The sequence below is a fragment of the Mycolicibacterium helvum genome (genome assembly GCF_010731895.1).
Classification (GTDB): Bacteria; Actinomycetota; Actinomycetes; order Mycobacteriales; family Mycobacteriaceae; genus Mycobacterium; species Mycobacterium helvum.
Genome location: NZ_AP022596.1, coordinates 6,305,350 through 6,326,302 on the forward strand (window position 1 = coordinate 6,305,350; position 20,953 = coordinate 6,326,302).

Sequence of the window (20,953 nt, forward strand, 5' to 3'; positions counted from 1 at the left end):
TTCAGCTCAGATACGAGGTCTGGTTCACCAGCCGCACCGAGGCGTTGCCGTCGGGATAGAACTCCGCGATGCTCAGCGACGCCAGGTCCAGGTGCAGCCGGTGCAGGATGCTGGTCCCGGCGTCCAGCGCCAGTCGCAGCATCGTCTTGATCGGCGTCACGTGCGACACCACCAGCACCGTTTTGCCCGGATACTCGGTGAGGATCCGCGTCCGGACCCGCTGAACCCGTTGCTGCACATCGTCGAAACTCTCCCCGTCCGGCGGGCGCAAACTGGTGTCTCGCAGCCAGTGCCCGTGCAAGTCCGGGTCGCGTTCGCGGGCCTCCCCGAACGTCAGCCCTTCCCAGGCGCCGAAATCCGTCTCGATCAGCTCATCGTCGACCGTGATGCCCAGACCGAGCGCCGTGGCTGCGGCCGCCGCGGTGTCATAGGCACGCCGCAGCGGTGACGTGATCACCGCGTCGATGCCGCCACTCTCGGCCAGATAGCGCGCCGCGGCATCGGCCTGGCCGCGACCTGTGTTGGTCAGCTCGGGGTTGCCGCGGCCGGAATAGCGCCGCTCGCGGGAGAATTGGGTCTGCCCGTGCCGCAACAGCAGCACGCGCGTGGGTGCGCCCTGATTGCCGGTCCAGACCGCAGGCGGCACGGCGACCGCCGCGGATGCCGGCTCGGCGGCAGCGGCCTGCGCATCCATCGCAACGTTGGCCAGGCGGTCGGCATACGAGTTCTGTTCGCGCGGAATCCATTCGTAGGTGACCGAATCGAATGTCGACGCCAGCGCACGGGCCTGCTGTTGCAGCTCGGCCATCGCAGGGTGTTTGACCTTCCAGCGGCCGGACATCTGCTCCACCACGAGCTTCGAATCCATCGACACGCCAACCTCATCGGCGCCAAGGCGGCGTGCCTCCTCCAGCCCCGCGATGAGCCCGCGGTACTCGGCGACATTGTTGGTGGCAATCCCGATCGCCGCACCGTGCTCGGCCAGCACACTCTGGTGATCGGCCGACCAGACGACACAGCCGTAGCCGGCCGGGCCGGGGTTACCCCGCGATCCGCCGTCGGCCTCGATGAGCACCTTCACGCCTACGCCCCGCCGATGCGCAACAGGATCGCCTGGCACTCCGGGCAGCGAACGACGTCGTCCTCCGGCGCGGCCGAGATCCTGGCCAGCTCACCGCGATCGAGCTCGATGCGGCACGCACCGCACCGCTTGCCCAGCAGCCGCGCCGCACCGGCGCCCGATACGGCCCGCTGCCGCTCGTAGAGCTGGACCAGGCCCGAATCCAGCCCAGCCACGATCTGCGCCCGACGGCCTGCCTGCCCGGTACGAACCCGCTCGATCTCGGCCAGCGCATCATTACGGGCTTGCAGTGCCGCGGCCAGATCAGCCTGCAGCGCTTCGATTTTCGCCACCTCCACGGCCTGATCCCCGGCCAACTGTTCGAGGCGCTCCATCACCTCGATCAACGAATCCTCCAGGCTGGACTGCCGGCGCTCGAGGGTCCCCAGTTCGTGCTGCAGCTCCTCGAGCTGTTTGGGACTGGTGGTGCCGGAATCGAGTAGTTTGCGGTCCCGGTCCTCGCGCTGGCGCACGCCGTCGATCTCGGATTCGAACCGCGTCACCTGAGCTTCGACGTCCTCCCGTGCAATGCCCAACGCCGCCAGCCGATCCCCCACCTCGCGGTGGGCGGCCTCCACGGTGTCGTAGGTCTGTTGCTCGGGCAGGTTGGCCGCCCGATGGGATAGCCGAGCCAGCTCAGCATCCAGCTCGGCCAGCTCCAGGAGCGAATGTTGCTGCGCCAATTCAGCTTTCACAGCGTGCCTCTCGAAACATCGATATTCCACGGGTCGGTGCGCAGGTCGCAGACACCGACCGTCAGCGCCGCACCGAAATGACTCCTCAGCAGCGCGGCGGCTTGCCCGCACCACGGATACTCGCTGGCCCAGTGTGCGACGTCGACCAGGGCGACGCCACTGGCCCGCCGGTGCTCGTCGGCGGGATGATGACGCAGGTCGGCGGTCACGTAGGCGTCCACGCCCGCGGTAGTCGCCGCACCCAGCAGCGAATCGCCCGCACCACCACACACCGCCACCCGCGCCACCGGAGCGTCCGGGTCCCCGGCCGCCCGCACCCCCCAGGTCGTCTGCGGCAGCACCGCGCCCACCCGGGCGACGAAATCGGCGAACCGCAGCGGTTGCGCCAGCGTTCCAACCCGGCCGATCCCCACACCGGCCGGCAGCGCAGCCAGCGGCACCACATCGAACGCGGGCTCCTCGTAGGGGTGTGACGCATGGATCGCGGCAAGCACCTGGGCCCGCAGCCGGGCCGGCGCCACCACCTCGACACGGTCCTCGCCGGCACGCTCCACCGATCCGATCGACGGTGTCGCGCCGGCGGCGAACACGGCCGCCCGGACCGCGTCGGCGTCAGCGCCGGGCACCAGGATCACCCACTTGTCGGCGTTCTGACCAGTGGCCGGATCGAGCACGGCGTCGACCGTCAGCCCCAGCACCTCGGCCAGCGCGTCGGACACGCCAGGGTTGGCCGAGTCGGCGTTGGTATGGGCGGTGAACAGCGCGGCATCATCGCGGATCAGGTGGTGGATCAGCGCACCTTTCGGGGTGCTGGCCGCCACCGTGTCCACGCCGCGCAACAGCAGCGGGTGGTGGGCCAGCAGTAGTCCACGCGGTCCGACCGTCGCCGCCACCTCGGCGGTGGCGTCGACGGCCACCGTCACGGAGTCGACCACGCCGTCCGGGTCACCGCACACCAGCCCGACCGAGTCCCAGCTGTGCGCCAGTCCAGGCGGGTACGCGGCGTCGAGCACGGCGATGACCTCCGCCAGTTTCACGCCCATAGCGCTATCACCACCACGCCAAGAACAGTAGTGCGCGGCGATCGGCAACAATGGAGCGGTGACCAGCACGGCCTCCGACACCCGCCCGCAGTTGGTGATCTTCGATCTCGACGGCACCCTCACCGACTCGGCCGACGGCATCGTGGCCAGCTTCCGGCACGCGTTGACCGCGATCGGCGCCGACGTGCCCCCCGGTGACCTGGTCGGCCGCATCGTCGGCCCGCCGATGCACCTGACCCTGGCCGGCCTGGGTCTTGGCGAGCGCGCCGACGAGGCGATCGCGGCCTACCGCGCCGACTACACCAGCCGGGGCTGGGCGATGAACAGCCTGTTCGACGGCATTCCGCAGCTGCTGGGTGACCTGCGGGCGGCCGGGGTGCGACTGGCGGTGGCCACCTCCAAGGCCGAGCCGACGGCCCGGCGGATCCTCGAGCACTTCGAGCTGACCGAGTACTTCGACGTGATCGCCGGCGCCAGTGTCGACGGGTCACGCTCCAGTAAGGCAGACGTGGTGGCGCACGCGCTGGGCCAGCTGCATCCGCTGCCCGAGCGGGTGCTGATGGTCGGCGATCGCGCCCACGACGTGCAGGGCGCCGCCGAGCACGGCATCGACACGGTCGTCGTGGGATGGGGCTACGGCGCGACCGATTTCCTGGAGCCGCACGCTGCCGAGGCCGCGGCCGCCCATGTCCCGACGGTGTCGGCGCTGCGCGAGGTGCTCGGTGTCTAGCCGGCGGGCAGGCCCCGGGGATCAGACCGAGCCGTTGCACGTGACGTTCGTGTGCTCGGGCAATATTTGCCGCTCGCCGATGGCCGAGAAGATGTTCGCCCACCAGATCGACCAGCGCGGCCTTGCCCATCTGGTCCGGGTGAGCAGCGCCGGAACCGGCAGCTGGCACGTCGGAGACGGGGCCGACGAGCGGGCCAATGCCGTCTTGCGCCAACACGGCTATCCGACCGAGCACTCGGCCGCGCAGGTGGACGACGACCATCTCGGAGCCGACCTGGTGATCGCGCTGGGCCGCAACCATCTGCGGATACTGACCCACCTCGGGGCTGCGCCCGAGCGGGTGCGGCTGCTGCGGTCGTTCGATCCGCGCTCGGGTAAGCACGCCGACGACGTCGAGGACCCCTACTACGGCAGCCACGCCGATTTCGAGGAGACCTTCACCGTGATCCAGGCGGCCCTGCCCGGCCTGCACGCGTGGGTCGACGAGCGGCTGGCCGCCGACGGTCTGACCGGCTGATGAAGCGGTTGACGTTCCTGCTGCGCCCGGGCTGGCTGGCCCTGGCGTTGGTGGTGGTGGCGTTCGCTTATCTGTGCTTCACCGTGCTGGCTCCGTGGCAGCTGGGCAAGAACACCAAGACCAACCGGGAGAACTCGCAGATCGAGAACTCGCTGAAGGCAGCCCCGGTTGCGGTGACAACACTTCTGCCGCAACAGAATTCATCGGCGCCCGATGCGCAGTGGCACCGAGTGACAGCCACCGGGCACTATCTGCCGGCCGCCCAGGTGCTGGCCCGCCTGCGGGTGGTCGGCGGCGCACCCGCCTTCAACGTGCTGGTGCCCTTCACCGTCGACGGCGGACCGACGGTGCTCGTCGACCGGGGCTATGTGCTGCCTATCCAGGGAAACAAGGTGCCCGAGTTCGCCCCGGTGCCCGGCGGGACCGTGACGATCACCGCACGGTTGCGCGATTCCGAGACCGCGCCGGCCGGCAAGCCGCCGCTGCGCCAGGACGGTTTCACCCAGGTGTATGCCATTGACACCGCCGAGGTGACAGCGGCCACCGGGGTGCCGTTGGCAGGCTCCTATCTGCAGCTCGTCGAGAACCAGCCCGGCGTTCTCGGCGTCGCCGAATTGCCGCATCTGGACCCGGGGCCGTTCCTGTCGTACGGCATTCAGTGGATCGCGTTCGGGATCGTGGCCCCGATCGGGCTGGGCTACTTCGCGTATTCGGAGATCCGCGCCCGCCGCCGGGAGGCCGCGGCCGCCGCCGAGAAACCGTCGTCGGCCCCGGTCACGGTCGAGGACAAGCTCGCCGACCGCTACGGCCGACGGCAGTAAGGCCGATCGCAACCACCGCCGCGGCAGCCTGAACGGCCCGCGACAGCCGCACCGCCCGGCGCAGGTCGTCGACGCCGGGGACGTGGCCGTCCCCAAGCGTCGGGCGGATCTCCAGCTGATGGTGATATTGGGTCGGGCCGCCGAGACGCACCCCCAGCGCCCCGGCGAAGGTCCCCTCCACCACCCCGGCATTGGGGCTCGGGTGCCGCGCCGCGTCGCGGCGCCAGGCCCGCAGCGCGCCCGCCGGTGAACCGCCGACCAGCGGCGCGCACACCACCACCAGCACACCGCCCACCCGGGCCGCGACATAGTTGGCGGCGTCGTCCAAACGCGCTGCCGCCCAACCGAAACGGTCGTAGCGCGGGGAACGGTGGCCGATCATCGCGTCCAAGGTGTTGACACCGCGGTACACCATGACGCCCGGCACTCCCCCGACCGCCGCCCATAGCAACGGCGCGACATGCGCGTCGGAGGTGTTCTCGGCCACCGATTCCAGGGCCGCCCTAGCCAGCCCGTCGACATCGAGCGCCGACGGGTCGCGGCCGCACAGTGACGGCAGCAGCGCCCTGGCGCCAGCGATATCACCGGTGGCCAGCAGGTCTGCCAGCCGGTCGCCGGTGCGGCCCAGCGTGGTTCCGCCCAATGCGGCCCAGGTGGCCGAGGCTGTCGCTGCCGCCAGTCCGGGACCCCTGGCACCGCGTTGGGTCAGCACACCGGCGATGGCAAGCCCGCCCAGCAGGAGTCCGGTATGCAGCGCGCCTGCGGCCCTGCTGTCGCGGTAGGTCAGTTTTTCGAGTGCGGCTGCACACCAACCGAACCCCGCGACGGGGTGACCACGTACCGGATCACCGAGAGCCACATCGGCCAGCTGGGCCGCGAGGATGCCAACACCCCTCCACCGTCTGCGCGCAAACACCCCGGCACTCTCTCACACGTGGTGTACTGCCGTTATGAGGCCGCGATGATGCGCCATCCGAGGCGGGTCTCCGACCTGCTCAATCCGGCCGCGACGCTGGCTCCGGCCGCCAATGTGATCATGCAGCTGGCCCACCCTGGCGTCGGTTACGGCGTCCTGGAGAGTCCGGTGGACACCGGCAACGTCTACAAGCATCCGATCAAGCGAGCGCGCACCACGGGCACATATCTGGCCGCGGCCACGATCGGAACCGACGCCGACCGCGCCCTGATCCGCTCGGCGGTGGATACCGCCCATGCGCAAGTCCGCTCGACGCCGGCCAGCCCGGTGCCCTACCGCGCCTTCGATCCGCAGCTGCAACTCTGGGTGGCGGCGTGCCTGTATCGGTACTACGTCGACCAGCACGAGTTCCTCTACGGCCCGCTCGACGACGCCGCGGCCGACGCGGTCTATGCCGACGCCAGCCGTCTGGGCACCACGTTGCAGGTACGGGAGAGCATGTGGCCGGCCGACCGCGCGGCCTTCGACGAATACTGGAAACGCTCATTGGAGGACCTCGCCATCGACCCGCCGGTGCGCGAGCACCTCAAAGGTGTTGCCGCCATGGCCTTCATGCCCTGGCCGGTGCGGGCGACGCTGGGCCGGTTCAACTTGTTCGCGACCACCGGTTTCCTGCCGCCCGAGTTCCGCTCGATGATGCGCCTGACGTGGGGCGCCGACCAGCAGCGCCGGTTCGAATGGCTGCTCGCCGCGCTGCGGCTGGCCGACAAGCTGATCCCGCATCAGGCGTGGATCTTCGGTTATCAGCTCTACCTGTGGGACATGCGGGCCAGGGCCCGCCGGGGACTGCGGATCGTCTGACCGAAAGCCGTTACGAGGGGGAACATGTCGACCATAATTCTGACAGCCGGGACCGTTATCACGATGGATCCGGCGCGTCCCCGCGCGGAGGCCGTCGCGGTATCGGACGGGCGGATCGCGGCAGTGGGCTCGGTCGCGGAGTGCCGCGAAGATTACCCCGAAGCGGAGCTGATCGACACCGGCGTGGCCGCCCTGCTACCGGGACTTGTTGAACCGCACAGTCATCCAGTGATGAGCGGCGTGGCCACCCAGCCACCGGCCCGCTCCATCGCGCCCTGGGACGCCCCGAACTGGCCTGATGTCGAAGCCATTTTCGCCGACGCCATCGCCCACACCGACCCGAAGACACCGCTGCTGTTCGCCGGATTCGATGCACTGCTGCACAAGCGCCCGTCACCGAAAGCCCCCGAACTCGACCGCATCTTCGGCGAGCGTGTCACGGTGGTCTCCGACAACTCCGGGCACGGCGTGTATTTCAACACCGCGGTGATGAAGCAGCGCGGCTGGGACGTCAATCCCCCGGCCGATCCCGTCGGCGGTCACTTCGGCCGCAACCCAGACGGCAGCCTCGACGGCCAGGGATTCGAGACGCCGGTATTGATCGCCGTCGCCGGACCGATCCTGGCCGAGCTGGGCAACCCGCTGGTCAGCGCCGCCGAGTACTACGCGTGGATGGCCCGCGGCGGCTACACGTCAACCTCGGACATGACCTACGAGCCGAAGCTCAAGGCCGCCTATGAGGCGCTGGCCGCCGCGCCGTGCTGCCCGTTACGGATCAGCATGTGGGAGATGTCGACCACCGGAACGTACAACGACGCGGAAACCTTCAGCGCCGCAGAGACTTTACTGGTCAAGCAGGGCGTCAAACTCTGGACCGACGGGTCACCGTGGATCGGCAACATCGCCATCTCGTTCCCCTATCTGAGCACCGAAGCCACCAGGACCGCCGGCATCGACCCCGCGGTGGCCGGCGGAGTGCAGTCGATGAACTACAGCCGCGAGCAGCTCGACGCCATCCTTGACGTCGCGGCGCCCACCGGCTGGCAGATGGCATTCCACGCCAACGGCGATCTGGCTATCGAGCTGGCTCTGGACGCGTACGAGGACGCATTGGGGCGGCACAACCTGATTGGCACCGACCACCGTTGGCGGCTGGAGCATCTGGGGGCCGGCACCCGCGCGCTGTTCGACCGGGCCGCGCGGCTGGGCGTGCACGTCTCGATGGCGCCGTTCCAGTACTACTACTGGGGCGAGCTGCTCGACGGCCAGATCTTCGACCACGAACACGGCAGCAAGTGGGGAGCATTCGCCGACGCGGTGGCCTCCGGCGCGGTGGTCTCGCTGCATAACGACGGATCGGTGTCACCGCCCACACCGGTGCTGAACATCCAGACCGCGGTGACGCGACGGACCCGGGCCGGCAACGTGCATGGCGCCAACCAGTGCATCACACTCGACCAGGCACTGCGCGCCCATACCATCGACGCCGCCCGAACGCTGCACCGGGACAAGCTGATCGGATCACTGGAGGTTGGCAAGCTCGCTGATTTCACCGAGCTGACGGCCGATCCGTACGCGGTGGATCCCGCCCAGCTGGCGGACAAGGCTCAAGTGAGCGGCACCTGGCTCAGCGGCGAGCGCATCGATTTGGCCGCGTTCGTTGCCGCGGTCGGCGGCACCGATCCCGGCCAGCACGCGCAACTGGCAGAACAGCCCCGGCACACCTGCTGCTGACGTCGACCCCGCTCAAACCAGCGTGGTCTTCATCAGCTGGACGTTGTAGCTGCCCCAGATCGACAGGTTCCAGTAGATGTCCTGGCCGGTGGACAACGGATCCATCATCGGGGCGTAGAGACCCGGATACTGCGCCGAGGTCACCAGCGTCGTCGCAGCCGACCAGGTGCCCTGCGGTGAATCAGCGGTGCGGATCACTACGCTGCCAACGCTATTGGAGTACATCGCCACGTATTTGTTCAGATAGGTGTTGTACTGCACCGACATCTCGCTGACATGCCCGCTGGGGCCACCGACCCCGAATAGTCCGGCGACCCAGCCACCGAAGAACAGGCCCAGTTGGCCAAGGATGCCGCCGGCGTACTGGTTGCTGCGGGTCGCCGGCAGGATCGGGACCGCGGCGCCGGGCTTGCCGGCCACCCAGGTGTCGCCGTCCCAGTATTCGTATTTCGTCAGATCCAGGATGTCGGCCTCTTGGACCCGGGACACGTACGCCGAGCCCAGGCGCCCCGATGGAGTCCCGTAGGAGAAGACATATCCGGCGTCCGGTGAATCGGCGGGCGGTTTGACGAACGCACCTTGCTGAAAGTTCTGGTTTCCGTAGACGAACGGCGCGCTCGACCGCAGCCAGCTGGCCGCGCGAACGGTCTGCGGCGCGACGGTCCAGTTCTGGCCGTTGTCGTCGGAGTAGGCGATCGCGGAGTAGTTGGTGGTCCAGGCACCGCCGAAGTCCCAGGACCGGACCGACATGAAGTTGACGTACTGCCGTGCGCCGTACTGGTTGTCGTAGGGCACCGAGATGGCCGCGGTAGGGATGATCGTCACTTCGGATCCGAATGGACCGAGATATCGGGCACTGCCTGCGATCACCTGTTTGGACATCCCGGCCGAACTCAGGGGCGACCCGGCGAACGGATTGGTCGTCGAACCCGGAGCGAAGACGCGGCTGATCGGATCGACGGTGCGCAGCAGTACGTTCGAGCGCCACGAACCGGTCATGTTCGGACCGCTGAAGGTGTCCCCGAAGATCATCAGCACCTGGTGGTTGACGCCGGCCATGCCGTTGTCCCACATGATGCCGACGTCGGTGCCGTAGACGCCGAATCGGCTCGGCGTCACGGTGTTCGGTCCAGTCACCCAACCTTCTCTAGTGGTGACTGGTGCGGGGGCGACGGTGGTGGTCGCCACCGCCGTAGCGGTATCCGGCCGGGTCGGAGTCTTCGGAGTCTGGGATCTATTGTCGGACAGCATTTTCGCAGTACTTGGCGCGGCAGTCACACCCGGTCGGGACGCGGCCGTGGTCTTGAGTTTCGGTCGTGGTGAACGACCGACGGACGAGTGGGCGCTCGATGCGGCTTGACTCGTCGAGGGGCCGGAATCAGTCGCATCGGCCGAGGCGGTCCCGCAGCCAGCGGTCACCGCCGCGCCCACGCCCAGGGCCACCGCGAATCCGCCGATTCCGCCGACATAAGCCGCTGTTCGCATGGCCACCCCCGTTGCTCGCCGCGTGAGCATTTTATGCCGTCCCCCAATCGGCGGATGCACAATTCGGCCGGTACGCGGCCCAGTTGGTGGACAGACACCGCCGGTGGGCGGGCGCAGTATTCGTTTTGTGCCTCGCTCAACCAGGGCAGGCCCAGAATCTCGGAGGACACGATGACTGCACAGATCACCAAGCGTGCCGCAGGACTTGTCGCCAGTGTCGCCGCCGCCGGCGCACTGGCCCTGGGCCTGAGCTTTGCCCCCACCGCTAGCGCAGCCGATGGCTGCGGGATCGGCTACCACCTCGATGGCCCCAACTGCGTGCTGAACGCACCTGGCCCCAACGCCCACTTCATCAGCCCGAACTGCTGGATCAACGTCAACGGCGACGAACGCTGCTACGCCCCGTAACGGCAGACAATTCCATACCTTCCCGCCCGGGCCTCACGGCCCGGGCGGGAACATGTCTTCTGGACCTCTCGGAAGGGATATTTAGGGCGCTCGTTCGGGCGTATTGCGGGGCAAGGCGATACCGCTGCGGCATCGCGATGCATACCTTGTGGCCCCATGAGCACCCACTTCGACAAGTTCCTGATCGGCGGCCGGTGGACCACACCTAGCTCGAACGAAGAGATCGTTGTGGTCTCCCCCAACGACGAGCGGCGGCTGGGCAGCGTCGCCGCCGGGGTTCAGGCCGATATCGACGCGGCCGTCGACGCGGCGAGGGCCGCTTTCGACGCCCCCGGCGGTTGGCCGAACTGGCCGGCAGACAAGCGGGCCGCGGCAATGGAAACCCTTGCCGATGCCCTCGACCGACGGAGTGAACAACTCGCGCACGCCGTCAGCACACAAAACGGCATGCCAGTCGCGATCGCCGGCCAACTCGAGGCGGTCTTCCCCCAGGTGCTGTTGCGCTATTACGCACAACTGGCCCGCGCCGAAGAGTTCATCACCGAACGTCCTGGCCTGCTCGGTGGGCACACCACCATCACCCGCACCCCGGTAGGCGTCGTAGGCGCGATCGTGCCGTGGAATTTCCCGCAGGTCCTCAGCGCGTTCAAGTACGCCCCCGGGTTGGCTGCCGGCTGCACGTTCGTCATCAAGCCCGCACCCGAGACGGTATTCGACGCTGTCCTGTTCGCCGAGGCGGTCGCCGAGTCCGACATCCCGGCCGGAGTGATCAACGTGGTGCCGGGGGGACGCGAGACGGGCGCCTACCTGGTGGCGCACCCCGGAATCGACAAGGTGGCGTTCACCGGGTCCACCACAGCCGGTCGTGAAGTCGCCACGGTGTGCGGCGGATTGCTGCGGCCGGTGACACTCGAACTCGGCGGGAAGTCGGCGGCGATCATCCTCGACGACGCCGACCTGAACCTGGGTGTGATCGGCGAGAAGCTCTTCGCCGCAACGCTGCTCAACAACGGCCAAACCTGTTTCATCGGGACGCGAATCCTTGCACCGCGATCCCGCTACGCCGAGGTCGTCGACGTGGTGTCCGCATTGGCGGCCTCCCTGACGGTCGGCAACTCACTGGATCCGGCCACTCAGATCGGGCCGCTGGTCAGCTCTCGCCAGCGCGACCGGGTCGAATCCGCCATCGCCGCCGCCCAGCGCAGCGGCGCACGGCTCACCACCGGTGGTGGCCGACCGAACGGACTGGAGTCCGGATGGTTCGTCACGCCAACGGTTTTCGCCGACGTGTCCAACGACAACCCGGTCGCCCGCGAAGAGATCTTCGGGCCGGTGCTGACGGTCATCGGGTACGACGACGACGAGGACGCCGTGCGCATCGCCAACGCCAACGACTACGGCCTCGGTGGCTCGGTATGGACCAGCGACCCGCAGCGCGGGTTGGCAGTGGCCAAAGGCGTACGGTCGGGCACTGTCGGGATCAACCACTACCTGCCCGATCCGACCGCCCCGTTCGGCGGCGTGAAGGCCAGCGGACTGGGACGGGAACTCGGACCCGAGGGGTTGGCCGCATACCTGGAACTGAAGTCGATCTATCAGCCAGCCGAATGATCAGAGCGTGTGCGAGATACCGTCGAGGAGCTGGTTGAGCCCGATCAGAACTCCCCGACATGGCTTTCGTCGCCGCCATCGAAGGCACCGGCGTCCAATGCGGCGGCCCGCTTGTCGCCAGATACGCCCGGCCCAACGCGACCGACGAATATATGTTGGGAGGGTTGATCGTTCTCACGCCGAACATGAAGGAGACGAGCTGTGAGCATGGCATATCTGGCGCAACCCGAGCAGCAGCAGCAGCTGGAATGGCTAGACGGCGGCACGCTGGCAATGTTGCTTGACGGCAAGGCCACTGACGGCCAGTTGATGATCGGGCGTTTTGATGTGAGCGAAGGCGAAGCCCCGCCCTTCCATAAGCACACTCGCGAGGACGAGGTGTTCATGCTGATCAAGGGCACCGCCCTGCTCTGGTACGACGACCAGGAGATGGAGCTGTCGGAGGGCGGGATCGTCTTCTTGCCCAAGAACATTCCGCACGCGTATCGCATCACGTCAAAAAGGGCGGATCTGCTCATGATCAACACGCCAGCAGGTATCGAAGGCATGTTCCGCTACTCCGGCCGTGACAAAGCAACGCCTCGCCCGGAAGGCTTCGAGATCTCGCCCGCGCGGTTGGCGGAGGGAGCCGAGAAGTTTGGGCAGATCATCATGGGCCCACCGCGCTAACGCCGACAGCCAGAACGTTAGCGTCTCCGCGATGCCTTGCCTGCCAACTTTGCGGTCACTCTGTCTCCGTCGGCGTGAACGCGATGTGCAGTTCGCTGAGCCCGCGCATGATGAACGTCGGCTCGTATCGGTAATGCCGGTCGCCGGCCGGACCATGGTCGGACTCCGAGATTCTGATATCGGTCATGCGATCCAGAATCCGGTTCAGCGAGATCCGTCCCTCGGCCCTGGCCAGTGGTGCACCCGGGCACGAGTGCGCGCCACGGATGAACGCGATGTGCTCGCACACATTCGGCCGGTTAGCGTGGAATTCGTGCGGCTCGTCGAACTTGTCGGCATCCCGATTGCAGGCGCCGGGCAGCAGCATGACGGTCGTGCCGGCCGGGACAGCCACATCGCCGATAGTCGTTGTCGTGCGTGCCATCCGGAAGTGCGCCTTGACCGGGCTCTCCATCCGCAGCGTCTCTTCGAGGAAGGCAGGAATCTTGCTGCGGTCCTCGCGTAGTGCCTGTTCGGATCCCGGGTTATCAGCGATGAACCGCACCGCCGAACTCACCAGCTTCGTCGTCGTCTCGCTTCCGGCGGCAAACAGGAAGGTCGACAGGTTCACCACATCCGCGAGATCGGGTGTCGACCCGTCTTCGTACTTGGCCAATGCGAGTCCGGTGAGCACATCGCCACGCGGTGCGCGCCTGCGTTCGTCGAGATAACGGTAGAACCTGTCGTTCAGCCACTCCAGCGGGTTGTGCGACGTGGGGCCTGCGAGCCGATCTCACCGACGTTCTTACCGGCGAACACCGCCGCGAAGTCCATGTGGTCCTCTGCCGGCACACCCAGCAGGTCGGCAATGACCAACAGCGAGAAGGGCTTTGCATAGTCGGCAAGGAACTCGCACTGCCCGTTGGCGAGGAAGGTGTCCAGCTGCTGATCGGCCAACCGCCACATGAAGTCCTCGTTTTCTTTGAGGCGCTTGGGCGTGAGTAGTGTGTTCATCAGGCCGCGGGTGCGGGTGTGCAGCGGCGGGTCCTGCGACGTGATGTGTTCAGCCATCGGAACGTTCGCGCTGTGCTGCTCGATCAGCTCGGTGACGTCATCGGACTCACCCGGCGTGATCGGCATGCCCGAGAATGGTCCGGCGACCGATACACAGGACGAGAACGCCGGGTTCTTGTACACACTCAGGGCGGCGTCATACCCGGTGATAGCCAGCACGTTGAAGGCGGTGGCCGGCACGACCGGACATTTCGACCGCAGGTGATCAAAGTACGGATACGGGTCGGGTACCAGTGTCTCGTCGGTGAAAAGTCCACGACGTCAAAGTCGGAGCCGTCAGGCCGGCGACCATCCACAGGGGGCAACGATCCGTCCTCAATTCGCCTGGTAGGACAACGATTTAATCTCGATTGCCCCATCACCGTCGATCCGGTGAACGAGATCATGTCCGCCTTCGGCGACAGCGTGAGTTCCTCGCCGCAGAAATGTTCTGACGCGGTCGATGATCTCCTCGGTCGCCGGGTTGATGTTGGCGAAGGTTCCGGCCTTACCGCCGACGAGCTTGCCGTCGATCATCATCTTCGGCTCAAAGCACACATCAGCCACAGTTTCTGCCCATCGGGTACAAAACCTAACTTTTGTTCGGACCCTACCCAGTCCCTCACCCGCCGTCAACGATAAAGCAGCCTGCGGACGCGCAGCAGTACAGCGCACCGAGATACTGACGGTCCGCGGCCGCGCTGATCACCGTCTCCGGGCCGAAGACCGACGCTAACGCAATGTCAGCCACAACAGGCTGCCCAGTCCAGCCAGAATGCAGTAGATGGCAAAGGGAGTCAGCGTTCGAGTTTCGAAGTAGCGAGTGAGAAACCGCACCGCGAGATAGGCCGCGGCGAACGAGGCGATGCTGCCGGCAAGCACTTGGCCACGGATCCCGTCCCCAAGTGGACCGAGTAGGTCGGGAATCTTCAGAACGCCCGCGGCCATAATCACCGGTGTCGCAAGCAGGAAGGAGAACCGCGCGGCTTCTTCATGCGAGAGCCCGCGCAGCAAGCCGGCGACCATCGTCACACCGGAACGGCTGATGCCCGGTAAGAGTGCCAGAACCTGAGCTGACCCGACGACCAATCCCTCGAGCAAAGGCATGTCAGCGATGCGCGCGTCGACAGCATCTAAGCTTGACGCCGACTGTACGACCGCGCTAGCACGTTTCCGAAGCCGTTCTCCCACAAACAGAATGACGCCGTTGGCGATCAGGAAACTGGCTGCCGGTATCGGACGACCCAGTGTGGTCCGGAACAGATGTTCCAGCGCCAGGCCGCTGACGCCGACGGGGATCGTCGCAACGATCACCAGCCACGCCAGACGCTCGGCGGGCGAACTGATCCGGCGGTACCGCAGCGAGGTTACGAAGCCGCCGATGATCGCCACCCAGTCCCGCCAGAAGAACATCAACAAGGCGAGCGCCGTCGCCACATGTAGCCCGACGATGAACGCCAAATAGGGTGATTCGGGTGCGGAGACGTCAAGGTCTTGCGCCCAACTGCGACCCATCAGTGCCGGCACCAGTATCGAGTGCCCGAGACTGGACACCGGGAAGAGTTCGGTGACTCCCTGAAATGCGCCCACGACGACCGCCTCCAGGTAGCTGAGATGAGCGCTCACGGTGTCCCGCCAACCACCGGGCGGCTCGCCCGGGTCGGACGTAGGAACAGTGTCAGGACCATTACCGCGCCGTAGCACAGCAACACGATCAACACCGCCATACCGGTTTTCAGCTCACCCGAGATGGATGCGCCGATATACACAGCCACAAAGATCGCTGCGACCATCGCAATCGCCGTGCCCACTCCGATTTGATCAGGAATGCCACCGGGGTCAACACCACGATGCCGGTCTCCAGCCCTTCCCGCACCCCGATCAGCGCACTGCCGAGCAACTGAGCGTTAATCGACGAGACTCCTCCGCCGATGACGCGATTGTCTATCACACAGCGCCTTCCGCTCTAGCGATGGCCGAGGGGTGCGGATGGCCCATTCTTGCCTAACCTAGTGCCGGCTAGCTGAAGGGACGCTGAGAGTCAGCCGTCAGCCGCGCAGGCGGTAGCCGACGCCGCGCACTGTTTCGATGCTGTTGGTCCCGAATGGGGTATCGATCTTGCGTCGTAGGTACCCGACGTAGACCTCGACAAGATTATCCGGGCCGTCGTAGAACTGGTCCCACACATTGCGCAGGACGTCAGCCTTGGTTATCACCATGTCCTTGTGCCGCATCAAGTACTCCAACACGCCGAATTCGCGTGGCGTCAGGGCAATCGGTGAGCCCTGACGGTCAACCGAGCGGCGGCCGGGATCCAGCGAGAGGGTTCCCGCCGTCAGGACGACAGGGCGTTCCGGTGCACCGCGGCGCACCAACGCCCGCAGCCGCGCGACGAGCACACTGAAGGCAAAGGGCTTGGTCATGTAATCGTCGGCGCCCAAATCGAAGGCATCGACCTGGTCGTACTCACCGTCCTTGGCGGTCAGCATCAAGACCGGAGTCCACACCCCCTGCGCGCGCAGCCGTCGCAATACCTCATATCCGCTATGGCCCGGCAACATGATGTCGAGAACGACAACGTCGAAGTGGTCCTCGGTCGCGGCATGGAGTCCCTCCACTCCGTTATCGGCGGCGACTACGACGAAACCTTCGGCCCGCAAACCCATCGACAGCGTCGCCGATAAACGTTGCTCATCTTCAACGAGCAGGACCCTCACACCGTGAGGCTACCGTCAGCAGAGCCCCGATCACTTCAGAGTGGCCAGCAACGTGGTTAGTGCCTGCGTCTCGGTCGCGGCGTCGGGATTGCTCGCGCGCAGCGACGACAACACATCGTCAATCTGCCCATCCACAACGGTCCAACCGGTGTCGTCGAGTGACTTCAGGGTGGATTGGTCGTGATCCCATGCGGTCTCGAGGTCAGTGATTCGTGTCTTGGCACCGGCTTGATCACCGGCTTGGACCATCACAAGCGTGTCGTGCGTGATGGTGCGAAACTTCACGACCTCGGCCGGGGGAAACTCTGCCGTGGCCGACTGACCCGCGGGAAGTGTCGCGGTCACCGAAGGCGCGGCCTCCGAATCCGTTTCGGCTGACGCCGCATGCGGCCGCCCAGCGGTCCACACGAGTAATGCGCCGCAAGCAATCGCGACCACCACGTAGTACCCCAGCATGATCCGTTCGCGCGCCGGATTCCCTTCCAGCTCAGGCTTCTCCGCCACTGATTCTCTGATCACGTCGGCACGGGTGACGGAAAGGAGGATGACGGTGGCCGATATCGCAACCAGGAACATCACACTGGTAAGACCAACACCCAAACCAAGACCCTGCTGCTCACGTGGGAAGCCAAGCCAGTCACCAATATTCGCGCCAAGTGGGCGCGTCAAGATGTAGGCGAGCCAGAACGACAGGACCGCGTTCGCACCCAATCGCCAGCCGATCACGATCGCGACGATCAGGCCGGCCGGCAACAGCACTGAGGTGCCGGGGCCCCATCCAGTAAGTTCGAGTGTCCAGTCCCCCACGGCGGTTCCCAGGGCGAACGTCACGAGCACTGCAACCCAATAGAACAACTCTCGCGGCGTGGTGTTGATGCTGTGGATCGACAGCGTTCGTTCCCGGGCATACCAGACGCCGAAGACGACGGTCAGCACCGCCGCAAATACAGTGGTACTGACTGCGAGCTGAACGCCGAGGCCGTCGGTGAGGATGTCCGTGTAGAGCGTGCCCGTCACGCTGATGACGACGACCACCAGCCAGTAGACCACGGGCACATAGCGATCGAGGTATAGCTGCCATGCCAGTACCACGCCGAGGGCGATTGTGAAGATGAGCGCGGTCGCAGCCAGCCCCACGCCCAGGGTCATGTTTATCCAGTCCGCGAAACTCTCCCCGACAGTCGTACACAAGACCTTGATTATCCAAAACCACACCGTGATCTCGGGAACCTTGCTTTGCATGACGCGCCTTGCGCTGGTGGCGATTCTCGTCGTCTCGGTCACTCGGCCGATGCTATGGGGATCTCGCTGAAGTGATGCTGAGAAGTTTGGCGCGCCGGCTCCGCGGGCCCAATGTTGCTCGGACCGCTCGAAGAGTTTCGTTGGTCGCACAATCGGCCGGTGTGCAGGCCACCGCTCCGATGAACAAAGGTATCGCGCATTCACCGTGGGGCTGTGGGAAGTGGTTGCTGAACACACGCTGAGAACCATCACGCGTGCACCGTCCGGTGCTGCAGAGTGGGTGGGGTGAGCCTGCGCATGCCGCGGTGGAGTATCGCCACCCGATCCGCCGTCATCGCCGGTGTGGTCGTACTTGTGGCACTGGCGATCGCCGGTGCGGGTTTGACTGCGCTGTTTTACCGGTCGTTGATTGCCGGCGTCGATGCGGCTGCGTCTGGGCGAGTGCGCGATGTCGCCGCGGGATTGCAGGAAGACCCGCCAGCCCAGCTCGACGATCCACTGCTCGCGACGGATCAACGGATCGATGAAGTGCAAATCATCGACACGCATGGCGCGGTCGTCCGCAAATCCGATAGCGCCCCCGACAATCCGTTGGTCGCGCCCGACAAGATTGGCAACACACTGCTCGTGGGGATAGTCCCGGATCTCCCCATCGACAGCGATATGCGCATCAGTGCACAAACGCTCGACAGCCCCAACGGGCGGTTCACCGTTCTGGTCGCCGGCGGCGACGAGGCCGTGGAATCAACTGTCCAAACTGCTGCGATCCTGCTGCTGTTGGCCGCCCCGGTTGTCATGGGAGTGGCGGGAGTTGCCACTTACCGCCTCGTGCGTCGGTCGCTTCGCTCAGTCGACGCCATTCGGGCGCAGGTCGCCGCTATCAGCACGTCCGATCTCGCCGAACGGGTACCGGTGCCCAGCAGTAACGACGAGATCACCGCGTTGGCCCTCACCATGAACGACATGCTCGCCCGTATCGAAGCGGGCCATGCGGCTCAACGCCGATTCGTTGGCGACGCCTCACACGAACTGCGCAGCCCATTGACCGCGATCATTTCTGCTCTCGACGTCGCGATCGCTCACCCCGACCTGCTCGACGTCGACCTGGCCCGCGAAACACTCGTACCGGAAGCCCAACGGATGCGCACTCTCGTAGAAGATCTGCTGCTCTTGGCTCGGGCCGACGAGCGCGGTCTTGTCCTCCACCGAGAACTCGTCCGTCTCGACGAGATCGCGGTGGGCGAACTAGCCCGGCTGCGCCGCACCTGTACTCACGCGACACACATCCACGCCTGCGAGGTGGAGCTGTCCGGCGACGGCCGCGCACTGTCTCGGGTAGTACGTAACCTGCTTGAAAATGCTGCCCGCCACGCCTTCTCGCGTGTCGAAATTGTTGTATCGGAGGATTGCGATTTCGCTGTTCTGACAGTGTCGGACGATGGGCCGGGAATCCCGCCTGCCGATCGACTGCGGGTATTCGACAGGTTTGTGCGCCTCGATAGCGCTCGCTCACGTGCAGGTGGCGGAACAGGGCTCGGATTGTCGATCGCAGCCGAAATCGTCAACGCGCACGGAGGCACCATCACCGTCGCCGATCGGCTCGGCGGCGGCACCGTCGTGAAGGTTCAGCTCCCACTGAGGGCCGCGTCGGACTCCAGCCGGTAACCGACCCCGCGAATCGTCTCGATCGTGTTGGTACCGAAGGGGATATCGATCTTTCTCCGTAAGTAGCGGACATAGACTTCGACGATGTTGTCCGGCCCATCATAGTGGGGATCCCACACGCCCTCGAGAATGTCGACCTTCGTGCACACAGCATCCTTGTTGCGCATCAGATACTCGAGCAGTCCAAACTCGCGCGGACTGAGGTCGATTGGTGTACCGGCACGTTCGACGATGTGCCGGGCCGGGTCGAGGCTCAGATCGCCGGCGGTCATCGCGACCGGACGCTCGGGTGCGCCGCGGCGCACCAATGCACGCAGCCGGGCAACGAGAACCACGAACGAGAAAGGCTTAACCAGATAGTCGTCGGCGCCCAGGTCGAAGGCGTCAGCCTGGTCGTACTCACCGTCCTTGGCCGTCAACATCAACACCGGTGTCCAGACTTCGCGGGCTCGCAGCTGCCGAAGCACCTGATAGCCACTCAGTTCCGGCAACATGATGTCCAAGACGATGACGTCGAACCGATTCTCGGTGGCTTGCCACAACCCCTCGGGACCGGTCGCCATGTCAACCACCATGAATCCCTCAGCGCGAAGTCCCATCCTGAGGCTGGACGCGACGTGGGGCTCGTCCTCCACCAGCAGGACCTTCAACTCAGTGAACCTCCCCTATCCGACGACCGACCATCACCGGCGCCGCCGAACGGCCGACGCGCCAAACTTGGCTCGGAAATCCGCGCATCGGTGTCAACGAGAGCAGATCGAATCTCCGAAGTGGCGCGCCGGCCTCACTCGGCGGGCCCGAGTCCTGTCCCATCGACCATTGACCGGACATCGCCACGATGTCAGTTCACCGCTGAGAGAACGCTGAGCAGCCGTTACCGGCAGGTGAGAAGGATTCTCCCAACCAATCCCAGGTGCCGCTCAGTGGGCGCTACACGATCGGCAGGCGCAGCCGCCTCCTAACAGCGGAGGGTCAGGAGCCAAACAGATCCTTGTTTCTCTGAATTGCGATGCCGTCGCCTGAATCGGACACGTGCTGAGGGAGTCAGTTCATGTTCCAGGGTTCGCCGTAGGTGGTGACGCTGTCACCGGCCTTGGAGATCAGCCGGGCGAACGGGCGCAGCAGCACACCGCCGGCGGCACCGGTGACGGTGCCGTGGGCGTTGGCCACGGCCACCGAGCCGTTGGGGCCCGAGACGTCCACCGAGAAGGTGGCGACTTCCTGGATACCGGGGCCGTTGCCTAGATCAGCGCTGATCGAGACACCCGGGAACAGATTTGGAGTGATGACCTGATTGAGCGGGTGGAAATTGGTCGGCGAGATACTCACGTCGTCGAGCAGGATGTTGGGCGTGGTGTAGCTGAAGTTGATGCCCACACCCAGCGACCACGGGAAGCCGACCTGGTAGCCCAGCTCCAAGGTGCCCGCGAAGTCATCGGCGCCCGGGCCGACCACGCTGTAGACAGCCTTGCCGGAGTGGAACCACTCACGAGTCAGCCGGTTGCGGTCCAGGGGGAACACGCCATTGAGGAAGGTGTCCCACTGCTGAATCGTCATCGTGCGGCCACCGCCGTCGACCAGACTCAGCTCGTTATCCAAACCCGCGTGGGCGGCCCCAGGACCGACGTACAGAGCTGCAACCACAGTCACGACCGCAACTGCCACTCGCCCGATGATCCTCATACTC

21 protein-coding genes and 1 pseudogene are annotated in these 20,953 nt (G+C 65.7%); 9 read left to right on the plus strand and 13 right to left on the minus strand.

The window, feature by feature from the left end; all coding sequences use genetic code 11:
* Window position 1: 1 nt before the first annotated feature.
* Genes G6N38_RS29680 through G6N38_RS29690 form a run of 3 tightly spaced genes read right to left on the minus strand, consistent with a single transcriptional unit; the run spans window position 2 to window position 2,858 of the window.
* The gene (locus G6N38_RS29680) at window positions 2-1,081 is read right to left on the minus strand and encodes a bifunctional RNase H/acid phosphatase (RefSeq protein WP_163751641.1); all 1,080 of its coding nucleotides are present in this window, start codon (window positions 1,079-1,081) and stop codon (window positions 2-4) included.
* Window positions 1,082-1,083: 2 nt separating this feature from the next.
* The gene (locus G6N38_RS29685) at window positions 1,084-1,815 is read right to left on the minus strand and encodes a zinc ribbon domain-containing protein (protein WP_163751642.1); all 732 of its coding nucleotides are present in this window, start codon (window positions 1,813-1,815) and stop codon (window positions 1,084-1,086) included.
* Window positions 1,812-2,858 carry a Nif3-like dinuclear metal center hexameric protein gene (locus G6N38_RS29690; protein WP_163751643.1) on the minus strand — a complete coding sequence of 349 codons (1,047 nt, stop codon included), beginning with the start codon at window positions 2,856-2,858 and terminating at the stop codon, window positions 1,812-1,814. The genes G6N38_RS29685 and G6N38_RS29690 overlap by 4 nt, the downstream gene beginning before the upstream one ends.
* A 58-nt stretch (window positions 2,859-2,916) precedes the next feature.
* Between G6N38_RS29690 and G6N38_RS29695 the strand changes: the two genes are divergently transcribed.
* From G6N38_RS29695 to G6N38_RS29705, 3 genes are all read left to right on the plus strand, one after another.
* On the plus strand, window positions 2,917-3,588 hold the full coding sequence (locus G6N38_RS29695) for an HAD-IA family hydrolase (RefSeq protein ID WP_163751644.1): 672 nt from the start codon (window positions 2,917-2,919) through the stop codon (window positions 3,586-3,588).
* Between the two features lie 79 nt (window positions 3,589-3,667).
* A complete protein-coding gene (locus G6N38_RS29700) occupies window positions 3,668-4,105 on the plus strand; it encodes a low molecular weight protein-tyrosine-phosphatase (protein ID WP_246228121.1) in 438 nt (145 codons plus the stop codon).
* Window positions 4,105-4,926: an SURF1 family cytochrome oxidase biogenesis protein gene (locus tag G6N38_RS29705; RefSeq protein WP_163751646.1), complete on the plus strand. Its 822-nt coding sequence runs from the start codon at window positions 4,105-4,107 to the stop codon at window positions 4,924-4,926. The genes G6N38_RS29700 and G6N38_RS29705 overlap by 1 nt, the downstream gene beginning before the upstream one ends.
* Here the strand turns inward: G6N38_RS29705 and G6N38_RS29710 are convergent.
* A complete protein-coding gene (locus tag G6N38_RS29710; protein ID WP_163751647.1) occupies window positions 4,880-5,842 on the minus strand; it encodes a cobalamin biosynthesis protein in 963 nt (320 codons plus the stop codon). The two genes, G6N38_RS29705 and G6N38_RS29710, sit on opposite strands and share 47 nt — an antisense overlap.
* 45 nt (window positions 5,843-5,887) lie before the next feature.
* On the opposite strand from G6N38_RS29710, the gene G6N38_RS29715 reads away from it, so the two are divergent.
* Both G6N38_RS29715 and G6N38_RS29720 read left to right on the plus strand, forming a co-directional pair.
* A complete protein-coding gene (locus tag G6N38_RS29715; protein WP_163752576.1) occupies window positions 5,888-6,703 on the plus strand; it encodes an oxygenase MpaB family protein in 816 nt (271 codons plus the stop codon).
* A gap of 63 nt (window positions 6,704-6,766) precedes the next feature.
* Window positions 6,767-8,437, plus strand: coding sequence for an amidohydrolase (locus tag G6N38_RS29720; protein WP_246227521.1), 1,671 nt, complete (start codon window positions 6,767-6,769; stop codon window positions 8,435-8,437).
* A 12-nt stretch (window positions 8,438-8,449) separates the two neighbouring features.
* Here G6N38_RS29720 and G6N38_RS29725 read toward each other — a convergent pair whose 3' ends face one another.
* Window positions 8,450-9,574: a glycoside hydrolase family 183 protein gene (locus G6N38_RS29725; RefSeq protein WP_246227523.1), complete on the minus strand. Its 1,125-nt coding sequence runs from the start codon at window positions 9,572-9,574 to the stop codon at window positions 8,450-8,452.
* Between the two features lie 519 nt (window positions 9,575-10,093).
* Here G6N38_RS29725 and G6N38_RS29730 point away from each other — a divergent pair.
* The 3 genes from G6N38_RS29730 (at window position 10,094) to G6N38_RS29740 (ending at window position 12,610) form a co-directional block, all read left to right on the plus strand.
* Window positions 10,094-10,330: a hypothetical protein gene (locus G6N38_RS29730; protein ID WP_197748114.1), complete on the plus strand. Its 237-nt coding sequence runs from the start codon at window positions 10,094-10,096 to the stop codon at window positions 10,328-10,330.
* A 156-nt stretch (window positions 10,331-10,486) separates the two neighbouring features.
* Entirely contained in the window at window positions 10,487-11,941 is a 1,455-nt protein-coding gene (locus G6N38_RS29735) for an aldehyde dehydrogenase (protein ID WP_163751650.1), read from the plus strand.
* A gap of 207 nt (window positions 11,942-12,148) precedes the next feature.
* Complete coding sequence (locus tag G6N38_RS29740; protein ID WP_246228122.1) at window positions 12,149-12,610, plus strand: cupin domain-containing protein; 462 nt, start codon at window positions 12,149-12,151, stop codon at window positions 12,608-12,610.
* A 55-nt stretch (window positions 12,611-12,665) separates the two neighbouring features.
* Here G6N38_RS29740 and G6N38_RS29745 read toward each other — a convergent pair.
* The 6 genes and pseudogenes from G6N38_RS29745 to G6N38_RS29770 all read right to left on the minus strand — a co-directional run bounded on the left by G6N38_RS29745 (window position 12,666) and on the right by G6N38_RS29770 (window position 17,601).
* Window positions 12,666-13,959: pseudogene (locus tag G6N38_RS29745) on the minus strand (cytochrome P450).
* Between the two features lie 19 nt (window positions 13,960-13,978).
* Window positions 13,979-14,182 carry a hypothetical protein gene (locus G6N38_RS29750; protein WP_163745680.1) on the minus strand — a complete coding sequence of 68 codons (204 nt, stop codon included), beginning with the start codon at window positions 14,180-14,182 and terminating at the stop codon, window positions 13,979-13,981.
* Window positions 14,183-14,374: 192 nt separating this feature from the next.
* Window positions 14,375-15,268, minus strand: coding sequence for an undecaprenyl-diphosphate phosphatase (locus G6N38_RS29755; protein WP_163751652.1), 894 nt, complete (start codon window positions 15,266-15,268; stop codon window positions 14,375-14,377).
* Entirely contained in the window at window positions 15,265-15,453 is a 189-nt protein-coding gene (locus tag G6N38_RS29760) for a hypothetical protein (RefSeq protein ID WP_163751653.1), read from the minus strand. The genes G6N38_RS29755 and G6N38_RS29760 overlap by 4 nt, the downstream gene beginning before the upstream one ends.
* Before the next feature lie 237 nt (window positions 15,454-15,690).
* On the minus strand, window positions 15,691-16,359 hold the full coding sequence (locus G6N38_RS29765) for a response regulator transcription factor (protein WP_163751654.1): 669 nt from the start codon (window positions 16,357-16,359) through the stop codon (window positions 15,691-15,693).
* 30 nt (window positions 16,360-16,389) lie between these two features.
* Complete coding sequence (locus G6N38_RS29770; RefSeq protein ID WP_163752583.1) at window positions 16,390-17,601, minus strand: COG4705 family protein; 1,212 nt, start codon at window positions 17,599-17,601, stop codon at window positions 16,390-16,392.
* 297 nt (window positions 17,602-17,898) lie between these two features.
* Between G6N38_RS29770 and G6N38_RS29775 the strand changes: the two genes are divergently transcribed.
* The gene (locus tag G6N38_RS29775; RefSeq protein ID WP_163752586.1) at window positions 17,899-19,266 is read left to right on the plus strand and encodes a sensor histidine kinase; all 1,368 of its coding nucleotides are present in this window, start codon (window positions 17,899-17,901) and stop codon (window positions 19,264-19,266) included.
* Here the strand turns inward: G6N38_RS29775 and G6N38_RS29780 are convergent.
* Window positions 19,227-19,916 (minus strand): response regulator transcription factor, encoded by a 690-nt coding sequence (locus G6N38_RS29780; protein WP_163751655.1) that lies wholly within the window; start codon window positions 19,914-19,916, stop codon window positions 19,227-19,229. The two genes, G6N38_RS29775 and G6N38_RS29780, sit on opposite strands and share 40 nt — an antisense overlap.
* A gap of 394 nt (window positions 19,917-20,310) precedes the next feature.
* Window positions 20,311-20,949: a porin MspA gene (locus G6N38_RS29785; protein WP_163751656.1), complete on the minus strand. Its 639-nt coding sequence runs from the start codon at window positions 20,947-20,949 to the stop codon at window positions 20,311-20,313.
* Window positions 20,950-20,953: the final 4 nt, after the last annotated feature.